General features: G+C 36.4%; 12 protein-coding genes. 1 reads left to right on the top strand and 11 read right to left on the bottom strand.

Going from position 1 to position 12,888, the window contains the following annotated elements; all coding sequences use genetic code 11:
* Nucleotides 1–160 precede the first annotated feature (160 nt).
* The 11 genes from trpS to EK417_RS02855 form a co-directional block, all read right to left on the bottom strand.
* The gene (trpS, locus tag EK417_RS02905) at nt 161–1,129 is read right to left on the bottom strand and encodes a tryptophan--tRNA ligase (protein WP_076595462.1); all 969 of its coding nucleotides are present in this window, start codon (nt 1,127–1,129) and stop codon (nt 161–163) included.
* Between the two features lie 273 nt (nt 1,130–1,402).
* The gene (locus EK417_RS02900) at nt 1,403–2,047 is read right to left on the bottom strand and encodes a SanA/YdcF family protein (protein ID WP_136521285.1); all 645 of its coding nucleotides are present in this window, start codon (nt 2,045–2,047) and stop codon (nt 1,403–1,405) included.
* A 15-nt stretch (nt 2,048–2,062) separates the two neighbouring features.
* Nucleotides 2,063–2,704, bottom strand: coding sequence for a lipoprotein signal peptidase (locus EK417_RS02895; RefSeq protein WP_136521284.1), 642 nt, complete (start codon nt 2,702–2,704; stop codon nt 2,063–2,065).
* A complete protein-coding gene (locus EK417_RS02890; protein WP_076595465.1) occupies nt 2,704–2,898 on the bottom strand; it encodes a DUF2683 family protein in 195 nt (64 codons plus the stop codon). The genes EK417_RS02895 and EK417_RS02890 overlap by 1 nt, the downstream gene beginning before the upstream one ends.
* A gap of 17 nt (nt 2,899–2,915) precedes the next feature.
* Nucleotides 2,916–3,161 (bottom strand): DUF6576 domain-containing protein, encoded by a 246-nt coding sequence (locus EK417_RS02885; RefSeq protein WP_076595466.1) that lies wholly within the window; start codon nt 3,159–3,161, stop codon nt 2,916–2,918.
* A gap of 78 nt (nt 3,162–3,239) precedes the next feature.
* The gene (locus tag EK417_RS02880) at nt 3,240–3,620 is read right to left on the bottom strand and encodes a TraR/DksA family transcriptional regulator (protein WP_002983772.1); all 381 of its coding nucleotides are present in this window, start codon (nt 3,618–3,620) and stop codon (nt 3,240–3,242) included.
* Nucleotides 3,621–3,678: 58 nt separating this feature from the next.
* Nucleotides 3,679–7,074, bottom strand: a complete 3,396-nt coding sequence (ileS, locus tag EK417_RS02875) for an isoleucine--tRNA ligase (RefSeq protein WP_136521283.1) — start codon at nt 7,072–7,074, stop codon at nt 3,679–3,681.
* Nucleotides 7,075–7,309: 235 nt separating this feature from the next.
* The gene (locus EK417_RS02870; protein WP_136521282.1) at nt 7,310–7,633 is read right to left on the bottom strand and encodes a hypothetical protein; all 324 of its coding nucleotides are present in this window, start codon (nt 7,631–7,633) and stop codon (nt 7,310–7,312) included.
* Nucleotides 7,634–7,669: 36 nt separating this feature from the next.
* Nucleotides 7,670–7,960, bottom strand: coding sequence for a hypothetical protein (locus EK417_RS02865; protein WP_136521281.1), 291 nt, complete (start codon nt 7,958–7,960; stop codon nt 7,670–7,672).
* 53 nt (nt 7,961–8,013) lie between these two features.
* Complete coding sequence (locus EK417_RS02860) at nt 8,014–8,304, bottom strand: YrhB domain-containing protein (protein WP_136521280.1); 291 nt, start codon at nt 8,302–8,304, stop codon at nt 8,014–8,016.
* A 5-nt stretch (nt 8,305–8,309) separates the two neighbouring features.
* Nucleotides 8,310–10,964: a hypothetical protein gene (locus tag EK417_RS02855; RefSeq protein ID WP_136521279.1), complete on the bottom strand. Its 2,655-nt coding sequence runs from the start codon at nt 10,962–10,964 to the stop codon at nt 8,310–8,312.
* A gap of 229 nt (nt 10,965–11,193) precedes the next feature.
* Here EK417_RS02855 and EK417_RS02850 point away from each other — a divergent pair, with 229 nt between their 5' ends.
* The gene (locus tag EK417_RS02850; protein WP_136521278.1) at nt 11,194–12,882 is read left to right on the top strand and encodes a M23 family metallopeptidase; all 1,689 of its coding nucleotides are present in this window, start codon (nt 11,194–11,196) and stop codon (nt 12,880–12,882) included.
* The last annotated feature ends 6 nt before the right edge of the window (nt 12,883–12,888 follow it).

Genomic DNA, 12,888 nt, shown 5'->3' with positions numbered 1-12,888 from the left:
TAGAAAAGAGGCTGTCTCAAAAGTGTCATTCTGAACGAAATGAAATGTGGTGAAGAATCTCATATGTTTGGTTATCAATGAGATTCTTCCTTCGTCAGAATGACAAAAGCCAGATTGTTTGACTTTTGACACAGCCTCTTCTTATGTTTAAAACTCAGAATTAAAATCCTAAGCTTGTTCTTACTCTTTTCAGCGTTTCCAGCGCGATAGTTCTTGTTTTTTCAGCTCCTTGCTGAAGTTTTGTCTCAAGTTCATCAAGATTGTTCATATAATAAGCAAACATTTCTCTTTCTTTCTCAAAACGTACTAGGATAAGATCTAAAAGTTCTTTCTTAGCATGCCCGTATCCGAAGTTTCCGGCAAGATATTTTGCTCTTAATTCTTCAGTCTGTTCAGGGGTAGCAATAAGCTGATAAATCTGGAACGTTTTATCCGTTTCAGGATCCTTGGGTTCCTCCAGGGATTTCGAATCAGACTCAATACTCATTACCTGTTTTTTCAGTTCCTTTTCAGGTAAGAAAATATTGATGATATTTCCTCTTGATTTAGACATTTTCTGCCCATCTGTTCCGGGAACATATTTCGTATCCTGCTGAAGTTCCGCTTGTGGTAATACAAGAACTTCTCCCATTTGGTTGTTAAACCTGGAAGCTACATCTCTTGCAATTTCCAGATGCTGAAGCTGATCCTTTCCTACAGGTACAATCTCTGCATCATACAGTAAAATATCTGCAGCCATCAGAATAGGGTAAGTAAACAAACCTGCATTCACATCCTGAAGTCTGTCTGCCTTATCTTTAAATGAATGAGCCAAGGTTAATCTTTGATAAGGAAAAAAACATGATAAATGCCAAGAAAGTTCACAGGTTTCAGCGATATCACTTTGTCTGTAGAAATATGTTTTTTCGGTATCTAATCCACAAGCAAGCCAAGCCGCAGCTATTTCGTAGGTATTTTGTCTTAAAGTCTGCGCGTCTTTAATCTGGGTAAGTGAATGAAGATTCGCAATAAATAAAAATGATTCGTTTCCTTCCTGCTTGGATAGTTCAATAGCAGGAATAATAGCTCCCAATAAGTTTCCAAGATGGGGTGTTCCGGTGGCTTGAATGCCGGTAAGAATTCTTGACATTGGTTTAAAATTTATATTTAAAAATTAATGAATAGCAAATTTACGAGGTTTGGCGGGAATAATGGATAAAAAAAGTAAAAAGTAAAAAGTAAAAAGGTTATTATTAAAATTCAATAGGGGTGGGCTATAATTCTGAGCGGAGCCGAAGAAAACCCGGCCAGCTTAAAATTCAACATCCATTCATTGGCTTCAGCCAAAACCTATCAATCCAAAATAATCAATCTGTTTTTTCTCAATCATCTGTGAAAATCTGTGCAATCCGTGATTAAAAAACTAAGGAATTGCAATCTTCTCTCCTCCAAATTTCGGTTCCACACCAAAAAGAAGATCCCAGTAGGCTTTAGCTTTTGCAAGGTACTCTCTCAAATTCGTCTTTAAGCCTGCATACTTATTCACGTCTGCAGCATTATATCCAAAGGCTTCCATACCATTTTTTCTGGCCAGGAAAACAGCCCTTTCATTGTGGAACTTCTGAGAGATAATAATCAGCTTTGTCTGGCTGAAAATATCTTTTGCCCTCACCACAGAATCCAGCGTTCTGAATCCGGCATGGTCTAAAATAATTCTATCCTGTGGAATTCCCTCCTGCATCAATGCCAGCTGCATATCTTCAGGTTCATTATAATCTTTGGTACTGTTATCACCACTAACGATGATGTATTGTATTTTCCCGCTTTTGTATAAATCACTTGCAGCCTTAATTCTGTTGTAGAAATAAGCATTCGGAGTTCCATTGCTCAGAAGTTTCCCTGTTCCCAGTAATAATGCAGTCTTTGATTCCGGTACATCAGCAATAGTGTAGGAAACAAATGGTGCGCTGTCTTTTTTGATGCTGTAATTTGCCCAGGCAATAAAAATAATTCCTGCAACCAGAAGAAGCAGGAAAAATTTAAAAATATTTTTGATTATTTTTTTCATCCGAAAAATATATATTTAAAACTCCAGTCCGTTCGGGAATGCTTTTTTTCTGAATATTAATAAGAATGCCGCACCTACCGTGATGGCGGAATCGGCAACATTGAAAATATATTTGAAGAACTCAATATGTTTTCCTCCTATCAAAGGCCAGCTTTCAGGAACGTACCAGTCTACCACAGGGAAATGAAGCATATCTACTACACATCCTTTCATAAAGGTGGAATATCCGTGTCCAAAAGGAACAAGCTTGGAAATTCCGCCGTAGCCAATCCATCGGTCAGTGTTGGCGTCGTAAACAGTTCCGCTGTCGAAGATCATTCCATAGAACATGCCGTCAATAAGATTTCCGATAGCTCCGGCAAAAATGACAGCCATTGGAACTAAAAGATAATTAGAAGCTCCTTCTTTCAGCCATTTTTTGAACATATAGATCATCCCTCCGATCAGGAAAAGTCTCAGGATTACCAGAAAATATTTTCCGATAATTCCTCCAAAGTGAAATCCATAGGCCATTCCCGGGTTTTCAACAAAAGTTTTGTTAAAGAAACCGTTGATGACAGGAATACTCTCATTCAGTTCAAAATGAGTTTTGATATAAATTTTTGAAGCCTGGTCAATGAACAACACTAAAAATGTTATTGCTAAGATCTTTTTCATTACTGTCCTTTAGGTTTTGAGGGCTTTGATGCCGGCTTTATATTGTTGTTATCGCTTGCTTTCTTAACCACTTTCTGTCCATTGAATGAGCTTTTAACATGAGCTTTTTCAAATTTAATACCCATTTCCTTCAGAACAGTTTTCAGTGCACTCAGCTCCATAGAATTTTTAGGATGTACTATGATAGATTCCATTTCTTATATTTATTTTTTTACATTTTGGACAGTTCATCAAGTCTTTTCCTGTCTTTTTCAGACAAATCATTCACTCCGTTTTTGCCCATCTTACTCAAAAGTCTGTCGATTTCTTTCTCCCGTTCCCGTTTATCAGAATTGAATCGGTCATCAATAGTGTAATTCTTTTTCTGATCAGGGAAGAATCTGTTTTTGATCCATTCTTTGTTGAAAAATAATACAACTGCGGTGATGATGAGGCCCAAAATTAATAATTCGCTCATGGGTATACATTAAAAATTAGGTTTATAAAGTATCCGTAAATACGATATAAACCCAATGTTATTTTACAAACCTTACGGTTATTTTTGCATGTTTTTCGCTTCGATGCTCAGTGTAGCGTGAGGAACGGCCAAAAGTCTTTCCTTAGGAATCAGTTTTCCTGTTACTCTGCAAACACCATACGTTTTATTTTCAATTCTGATCAAAGCATTTTTAAGATCACGCACGAATTTTTCCTGTCTTCCTGCCAAAATAGAGTTCTGCTCTTTACTCAGCGTTTCAGCTCCTTCCTCAAAAGCTTTGAAAGTAGGAGAAGTATCATCTGTTCCGTTATTCTGGTCGTTGATAAAACTTTCTCTGATAAGCTGAAGATCTTTTTCTGCTTTTTCTATTTTTTCTTTAATGATCGCTTTAAATTCCTGTAAATCAGCATCGCTGTATCTTACTCTTTCGTCTGACATATTCTTTCTCTTTTTTAATAAAATTATGAAATGGAATTTGAAATATAATAACTATAGATTAATTTTTTTCAACATTTACCTTAAAATTAACCTCATCTATTTCGATTTCGTTAAAATTTGAAAGTGAAGATACAATTTCTATTTTATTTGACAAGACTTCGGAAGAAATATATTCCTCATTTTTCTTAATCTCATTCAGGAAAGGAGAACTTTCTTCCAATGTGATTGAAATTCTGTCTGTCAGTTCAAAGTCTTTATCTTTTCGCAGGTTTTGAATCCTGTTGATGAATTCTCTTGCGATACCTTCAGATTTTAATTCATCGGTTAACGTCAAATCTAATGCCACAGTTGTTTTTCCATCGGAAGTAACGGTCCATCCCGGGATATCTTTTGTAGAAATTTCCACATCATTAAGGGTCATTTCATATCCCTGAACGTCCAGTTTTCCTTCTTTTTCAAGAGCGGAAATCTGTTCTGCAGTAAGATTTGCAATCTCGGCACCTACCACTTTCATGTCTTTTCCTAATTTAGGACCAAGAGCTTTGAAGTTAGGTTTTATCTGTTTTACAATTAAGTGAGATGCTTCTTCCGCATTAATTAACTGTAATTCTTTCACGTTGACTTCCTGCTTGATTAAGTCTGCTACAGCAAGAATCTGTTCTTCTGCTTTAGCATCCAATACAGGAATCAATACTTTTTGTAACGGCTGGCGAACTTTTACATTTTCTTTCTTTCTCAACGAGAAAACCATACTTGTAATGTTCTGTGCCAAATGCGTTTTTTCCACCAGATCCTGATCAATTAAGCTTTCATCTGCTACCGGGAAGTCTGTAAGGTGTACAGATTCACAGTTTTCTTTTCCTGTTACTCTGTTCAAATCCTGATACAGCTGATCCATAAAGAACGGAGCAATAGGCGCAGATAATTTGGCTACTACTTCAAGACAAGTGTATAACGTCTGGTAAGCAGAGATCTTGTCATCAGAATAATCTCCTTTCCAGAAACGTCTTCTGCATAGTCTTACATACCAGTTACTCAGGTTGTCGTTTACAAATGTGCTGATTGCCCTTGCTACTCTTGTTGGCTCGTAATCCTCATAGAAAGCTTTTACTTCCTTGATCAGAAGATTAAGTTCAGAAAGGATCCATCTGTCGATTTCAGGACGGTTCTCCACTTCTTTTTCTGAATATTTGAAGCCATCCACATTCGCATATAGAGCAAAGAATGAATAGGTATTGTAAAGTGTTCCGAAGAACTTTCTTCTTACCTCGTCAATTCCTTCAATGTCAAACTTCAGGTTTTCCCATGGATTTGCGTTTGATATCATATACCAACGCGTTGCATCCGGTCCGTATACAGAAAGGGTTTCGAACGGATCGACAGCATTTCCTAAACGTTTTGACATCTTCTGTCCGTTCTTATCCAGAACAAGACCGTTACTCATTACATTTTTATAAGCAACAGAATCAAACACAGCCGTTCCGATAGCGTGAAGCGTATAGAACCATCCACGCGTCTGGTCTACACCCTCTGCGATGAAATCAGCAGGGAATGCTTTATTATTGTCGATTAATTCTTTGTTTTCGAAAGGATAATGCAACTGGGCATAAGGCATAGAACCTGAATCGAACCAAACGTCGATCAGGTCGCTTTCACGCTTCATTGCTTTTCCTGAATCAGAAACCAATACCACTTTGTCTACTACATTTTTGTGAAGATCCACAAGTTCGTAGTTAGACTCAGCCATATTCCCGATGATGAAACCTTTGAACGGGTTTTCAGTCATCAATCCAGCAGCAATTGATTTTTCGATTTCGTTGTATAATTCTTCTACAGAACCGATGATCTTTTCTTCTTTCAGATCCTCTGTTCTCCAGATTGGCAACGGAATACCCCAATATCTTGAACGGGAAAGGTTCCAGTCGTTCACATTTTCCAGCCAGTTGGCAAAACGTCCTTCTCCGGTAGCTTTTGGCTTCCAGTTGACTTCTTTGTTTAAATTAACCAGTCTGTCTTTTACAGCGGTCATTTTCACAAACCATGAATCAAGCGGATAGTACAATACCGGCTTATCTGTTCTCCAGCAGTGTGGATAAGAGTGGACATATTTTTCTACTTTGAAAGCCTTGTTCTCCGTTTTCAATAAGATGGCAAGTTCTACATCCCATGATTTCTCAGGAGCAGTTCCTTCATCGTAGTATTCATTTTTGATATAAGTTCCGGAAAATACGGCAGGAACATTTTCTCCTTTGATGAATTTACCCTGTAAATCTACCAATGGTACAAGATTATCATTTTCATCTTTTACCAACATTGGCGGGATCTCAGGCTGAGCCATTTTAGCTACTCTTGCATCATCAGCACCAAAAGTAGGAGCCGTGTGAACGATCCCTGTACCATCCTCAGTGGTTACGAAATCCCCTAAGATTACTCTGAATGCATTCTCGGGATTATCATTTGGCGTAAACCATGGAACTAATTGCTCATATCTTGTATCAACAAGCTTTTCTCCTGTGAATTCTTTTAGTATTCTGAAAGGAATTACTTTTGTTTCCGGAGTATAGTTGGCAAAATCTTCATCTGTACCTTCTGCATATTTTTTACCGAAAACCTTAGGTAAAAGAACGCTTGATAAAACTACTGTTACAGGTTCAAATGTATATTGATTGAAGGTTTTCACTACAACATATTCAATATCTCTGCCTACGGTAAGAGCCGTATTGGATGGAAGCGTCCATGGAGTTGTCGTCCATGCAAGGATATGAACATCCCCATCAACATCATTGAACAATGCTGAAGAGTGTTTCTTTACTTTAAACTGAGCTACAACCGTTGTGTCCGAAACATCACGATAAGTGCCGGGCTGATTCAGCTCGTGAGAAGAAAGTCCTGTTCCTGCTTTTGGTGAGTAAGGCTGGATCGTATACCCTTTGTACAACAGGTCTTTGCTGTACAGCTGCTTCAATAACCACCAAACGGTTTCCATATATTTTGACTTGTACGTGATGTACGGATCATCAAGATCTACCCAATATCCGATTTTCTCCGTAAGGTTATTCCATACATCGGTATAACGCATTACCGCTTCACGGCAAGCTTTGTTATAGTCTTCAATAGAGATTTTTTTGCCAATATCTTCTTTCGTGATTCCTAACTCTTTTTCTACACCCAGTTCCACAGGAAGACCATGCGTATCCCAGCCTGCTTTACGGAAAACCTGCTTTCCGTTTTGCGTCTGGTAACGGCAGAAAATATCTTTCAATGCTCTTGCCATTACGTGGTGAATTCCGGGCATACCGTTTGCTGAAGGTGGACCTTCATAAAAAACAAACTCAGGATTTCCCTGACGAATCTCAACACTCTTATTGAAGGTTTTATTTTGTTTCCAAAATTCCGCTACATTCTCTGCTACGTCAATAAGGTTGAGGTTTTTGTATTCTTTAAATTGGCTCATTGTAAATATCTCAATATCGTTGATTAATTAAGTCTGCAAATTTACTAAAATTTGTCGGTTTATAATATATGTTTTATGTAGGTAATTTCTATTAAAAAGTTCAATTTCAGAAATATAAATGGAAGAGGTGAGAAAAAGTGAATGATGAATGGTCAATACGTGAACTTTTCTGACTGTTTTGAGCATGAAATTGAAGCCATATTATCTATAAAAAGCCACCCGAAGGTGGCTGTAATTATTCTAGGCTACTATTAAACCCTAAAATGTTAGTAAACCTTCCTGCTTCGTATTCTTGAATATAATATTCTTCAGATTTACTGGTTCCAAATACTACAATGTTTCCTGTTTTGTTTTCTACCAAGAAAGGAGCATTCCCAAGTAAAGTATTATCATCATCATTTCTAGTGTCATTATATTTTTTTGTATTGTAGAAAAATATAATACCATAAGGCTTTTTTATTGCTTCGTTATCTAAAATGACAAGGTCTAATCCACTTTTCTCTTTTCTTTCTTTTACGTAATTTTTTGCGATTTCTATAACTTCTTGTTCTGTTAACATATAGATTTTCATTTTAATACGAAAGTGAACCTGATATTAATTCTGATTAGGATCCCAAACTCCAACATAAGCAGGTTTCCATGTTCCAGCTTCATAACCCTTTATATAATATTCTACATCGTCAGATGTTCCAAACTGAATGACTATACCAGTGTCATTTTTCACGAGAAATGGGCCATTGCCTGCTAAGCGATATTTAGAGTCTTTTGGTCCATAAGAATAGATGTTTCCATAAGGCTTATTTATTGTAAGTTGTTCAACAATAATCAATTCTATATTTATTTCTTCTTCGTTTAATTTTATGTATTTTTTTGCTATTCCTAGCATTTTGTTGTCTGTTAGCATATTAATTCAAATGGAAAAAGTTTAATTTAAAAAAATTAAGAATATTTTCCTGCTTCATATTCTTTAATATATTCCTCCATACTTCTATTTGTTCCAAATTCTATTATTTTTCCGGTGCTCTTTTCTACTAAAAAAGGGGCATTCCCTAAAAGTTTTTCCTCCCAATTTTTAGTTTCCCAATATTTTTTTGAATGATATATAAAGTATATTCCATAATCTTTTTTAATCATTAATTCCTGTGGAAGAATAAGAGGTTCCCCAATTTTTGGTTCTAGGGCTGTTAAATAAGTATTAGCAACTTCTATTATTTCATTTTCTGATAACATAATATCTATTTTTTTGGTAATATTTTTTTTGTTTTGAGTAATTTAAAGTCTGGTAAATATGTGTTCTTAAGATATTTTATTGTGACAAATTCTTGTGATTCTGATTGTGCATCTTTGAGAACTAGTCCGTCTTCTTCCATAAAAACACTTAATACATGGTCATAATCATTTGGTCCTCTATCACAATATAAAATACCTCTTTCTCCCACTTTAAAATAATCTTTATTTTGCAATGTTTCTATTTTCAAAGTAAGAAAATATCCACCGTATTTATCTGTTAAAACCTTAAGTTTTTGTGCTTCAGAAGTAGAAGCAACATTAATTTTTCCTGTTCTTAAGAAATCTTCTATAGCTTGTACCACATTTATACAATTTCTGTTAGAAATTTGTACAACTTTTTTATCTACTACGTGATGATTAAAATAAATTAATGCATCATTAAGATAGTCTATTGCTGTTTCAGGAGTAATCTCAGCTTTAATAAGAGCTTCTAGCCCATCCTCAAACTCTTTTACAGTCATTTGAATACCTGTATCGATATTCTCTGCCATCCCAACAAGACGGCTCATTTCTTCATCCAGTCTAGTTATGTTCCCTCCTGCTTTTATGTGGAGATAATCTAGGAATTTTCCTGTTCTTCCTAAAGAATCTGCCTGAAAGAATTTTTTTCCTTTATAAAGTACAGCTACTTCTTTCGCTGCATTCTCCACAAAAAGCACTCTCAGCTTCTCAAAATCAGAAGAATGCTTGGTGATATTTTCAACACTGGACTTTAAAAGAACATTTAATCCATTTTTAGAATAATTCCTTAAAGGAAACGAATATAATGTATTTTTGATTAACTTTTGTACGCTTTCCTGTTGACGCGGATACCTGGAAGTATATAATACTTCTACAGTGGCATCCAGTGCTTTTTCGGCTTTTGGGAGCATACTTACCATTGCACTTGTGGTGCCCTGAGCGATGTAAATATCATCCCATAATTCTAAAAGCTTTTTCCCTTTCGTGGTCATTTTCAGTTCATCTCTAAGCTGAGTCTCTATATAAAAATCTGAAAGAGCAACCCCGATATCGGCATACGCTACATATAAAGGCAATCCCGATACTCCGGATTCTATGGTTGCAAGACTGGCAGATATCACCATAAGATCTGCAGCAACACGCAAACATCGTAATGCGTCTTCCACTGCCTTCTTTTGAGCGATATGATAAAGAAATAATGCAGGAACTTCAGTATCCGTTTCAATGGTTTGAATTTTGCCGGAAGGAAGTTTTGCCTTTTCATAAACCTTAAGATGCAGCATATCCAGTGGCCTGAATTCTCCGTTTTCAATCTCATTTTCAACTTCAATTTCTTGAGTTTTTAGATTAAAGACTTTTACGGTATTGATTAATGTGACAATATTGTTCGAATCTCCTTCCATGAAGTATCCGTTAAGTTCACAATGCCTTTCTATCGTATTAGAATCTCTACTCACTCCAAATGCGAAAAGAGAACCTCTTTGCAGAGGCTGATGAGCATCATCCATTGCGTGCTGAGCCTGCATGAAAGCTGTAACATAAATAACAAAAAGCTCTTTGTTTTCAAACATCTGCCCATGGGCAACCTGATTGGTATCGGAAATAATACCTTTTCCCATATACACACTTTCTCCATCTAAAGAATGGTAAATATGAAGAATGAGTTTGGGGTCGTTTTTAATTTTTTTGTAAACGAATTCTCCGGAAATTGCTGTAAGAATACGGATAGCATACCTACTTTTATCTCTGAAAGGCTCTACTGCCAAAGCAGCCGCTTTTCCTACTGAATCTACATCACGTATCAGTTGGGAATCAAAATTTAAAAACTGTAAAAAATGATTCCATAGCATTTCATCTGAAAGCTTTTTTGCTTTTCCTTTGTAATCTACCCCTGTCAGAGCGAAATTAGGAAGCTGATTATAGAAAAACATCAGATCATCAATTGTAGTAAGACTGCTTCCTGCCTCTTCAAAATGAGCAATGATACCCACCTGAGCCATTTCCCGGTGATAAGGAAAAAGATAAGTAATAACATCCATATAATCTTCCACATCGCTGAGGTTGATTTTTATAGCATCAGGAGATTTTGAAGAATAACTTATCGTAGTTTCTACTTCGTTGATAGAAGTTTGTGTAGCTTGTCTGTTATATTCACGATAAGGAATATTGATGGTACAGTCAATTTTTCTTTCCCTGATTCCTATTTCCGTGTGATGGGTATAGTTTTTAGGATCAATATAACCGGGGCTCACGTTGACCCAAACCTTTTTGTCAATACGTTCTAAAAAAGAGTTTTCAAATTGTTTCGGATCTATCTTAGGCTCCTGTATGACCAATTTTTCAATCATCTTGGCCTTTACTCTTACGTTATCAATTTTCGCAGGAGGTATTTCATTCAGTTTTATTTTTTCTACTTCCTGCGAATAGTTGATAAAGTTTTTTCTGGCATCGAAAAGATAGGTGTTGAAATCTGTGGAAGAAGCCAATACTCTGAAGAGTTTTCCTTCATCCACCCAAAGGTTGGTGAAAAAAGGTTCTATAGAATTGGTTGCTACCTTTTCTCCTCTCATATCTGCCCATATTTCCCGGCTTATCTTATCAAAATCGTCCATTCCTTTTAAAGGATTTTTAAAATTCATTTTTAAGTTTTTTCATTAATACTATTTTCATGTTCTGGTGGTTGGTATGTAGATTCAGGCTAATAGAAATAATTCTTTCATCTGAACCTTTATAGGGCAAATATCAATGCTGGAAACGACAAAACTTGACGTATAAAAATAAAAGTGATTTTAAAACTGGATTCTATCAACAGCCGCTCATTGGCCGGAATTTTGTACATTTAAGTAAACCTATAAACCCCAATGCTGCATGAAAATCTTTTATTACCTGATGCTTTTTGTTTGTTTTATCAATACAGGCATTGTAGAAGCTCAAAATAATTATCCCCAGAATTATTTCAGGAATCCTCTCAATATTCCCATGCAGCTGGCAGCCAACTTTGGAGCTGTCCGTACCAATCATTTTCATATGGGGCTGGATTTAAGAACCAATAGCCGGGAAAATCTGCCCGTTCTTGCAGCAGCAGAAGGCTATGTGAGCAGAATAAAAGTAGAGCGGTATGGGTTTGGAAATGCAGTGTACATCACTCACCCTAACGGCTATACTACGGTATATGCTCACCTGAACAAATATTTCAGTAAACTCGATGAATATGTAAAGGAAAGACAGTATAAAGATGAAAAATGGGAACAGGACATTACTTTTCAACCTGGGCAGTTTCCGGTAGAAAAAGGACAGCAAATTGCGTTGAGTGGAAATACCGGAGGATCTGCTGGGCCGCATCTGCATTTCGAAATAAGAGATACCAAAACAGAGGAATGCCTTAATCCTTTACTTTTTGGCTTTGTTATTCCCGATAATATAGCGCCCATCATCAGCGGACTGTATTGGTATGACCGACGTTTCAGTACTTATGAACCAGGAGCGAATGGAATAGCAGTCAAAAAAGTAGGGAATGTTTATACTTCTAACCTCGTTCAGGTCAATTCTCCGGAAATAAGTTTGGGCATTAAAGCTGTAGATAAGGCCAATCAAGGGTTTAATCTGGGGATTTATAATGCAGAGTTATTAATGGATGGAAAGTTGATTTACAGTTTTAAAATTGATAAAGTACATTATGATGATACCCGTTACATCAACGGCTGTATAGACTATACTAAATTCATCAGGGATAAAACAGCAATTCAGCATCTTTCAGCTTTACCGGGAATGAAACTCAGGAATTACAGCCTTCCTGATTTAACAGGAATTATCCATCTTCAGGATGAAAATGTGCATACCATTGAAATTGTCCTGAAAGATGTCAAAGGAAACACAAGCCGGTTAACAACAAAACTTCAGTTAAGCAAGACCTCAGACAAAATATCTTCTACGCCAAAAACAATAATGGCTAGCGAAGCCAAAACCATTACCACAGAAAATACAGAGATTAATTTCAGCAAAAATGCAGTGTATGATGCCATAAATTTTAATGCCTATGAAAGACCTGATATAGATCCGAATGCGGTTTCAAATACAATTGTTTTGCATAGTCCATACATTCCTGTTCAGGATGAATATACTTTGAAAATAAAGTCAAATAGAAAATTAACGAGCACGGAAAAAGATAAAGCCGTTATTCTTCTTGACTATGGCAGTGATAAGAATGTAGTCAAGGTGAAATGGAATGGTGATTGGGCAGAAGGGAAATTCAACAGATTGGGTAGCGCAAAACTCTTAATAGACAATAACCTGCCATCTGTTTCATCAGCTTGGAAAGAAGGAGCATTGGTTAATAGCAGTTCATTGCTTTTAAAAGGAACAACGAAAGCAGGAGACATTATTTCATTCCGTGCCGAACTGGATGGGAAATGGCTGCGCTTTGCCCGTGTAAAAGATAATTTTGTCTACATTTTTGATGAAAAATGTCCTAAAGGAAGCGGTTCTCATACTTTAAAAGTAACCACAGTCAATACAGCAGGGAATACCAACACGCAAACCTTTACATTTCAGAGATAAATAATC

The sequence above is a fragment of the Chryseobacterium candidae genome (assembly GCF_004916905.1).
GTDB classification, from domain to species: domain Bacteria; phylum Bacteroidota; class Bacteroidia; order Flavobacteriales; family Weeksellaceae; genus Chryseobacterium; species Chryseobacterium candidae.
This window is presented reverse-complemented; position numbering and strand designations above follow the sequence as displayed.

Coding starts and splice junctions, on each gene's coding strand:
- trpS (WP_076595462.1), bottom strand. CDS start 1,129: ATGTCAAGAATTCTTACCGGCATTCAAGCCACCGGAACACCCCATCTT.
- EK417_RS02900 (WP_136521285.1), bottom strand. CDS start 2,047: ATGAAAAAAATAATCAAAAATATTTTTAAATTTTTCCTGCTTCTTCTG.
- EK417_RS02895 (WP_136521284.1), bottom strand. CDS start 2,704: ATGAAAAAGATCTTAGCAATAACATTTTTAGTGTTGTTCATTGACCAG.
- EK417_RS02890 (WP_076595465.1), bottom strand. CDS start 2,898: ATGGAATCTATCATAGTACATCCTAAAAATTCTATGGAGCTGAGTGCA.
- EK417_RS02885 (WP_076595466.1), bottom strand. CDS start 3,161: ATGAGCGAATTATTAATTTTGGGCCTCATCATCACCGCAGTTGTATTA.
- EK417_RS02880 (WP_002983772.1), bottom strand. CDS start 3,620: ATGTCAGACGAAAGAGTAAGATACAGCGATGCTGATTTACAGGAATTT.
- ileS (WP_136521283.1), bottom strand. CDS start 7,074: ATGAGCCAATTTAAAGAATACAAAAACCTCAACCTTATTGACGTAGCA.
- EK417_RS02870 (WP_136521282.1), bottom strand. CDS start 7,633: ATGTTAACAGAACAAGAAGTTATAGAAATCGCAAAAAATTACGTAAAA.
- EK417_RS02865 (WP_136521281.1), bottom strand. CDS start 7,960: ATGCTAGGAATAGCAAAAAAATACATAAAATTAAACGAAGAAGAAATA.
- EK417_RS02860 (WP_136521280.1), bottom strand. CDS start 8,304: ATGTTATCAGAAAATGAAATAATAGAAGTTGCTAATACTTATTTAACA.
- EK417_RS02855 (WP_136521279.1), bottom strand. CDS start 10,964: ATGAATTTTAAAAATCCTTTAAAAGGAATGGACGATTTTGATAAGATA.
- EK417_RS02850 (WP_136521278.1), top strand. CDS start 11,194: ATGAAAATCTTTTATTACCTGATGCTTTTTGTTTGTTTTATCAATACA.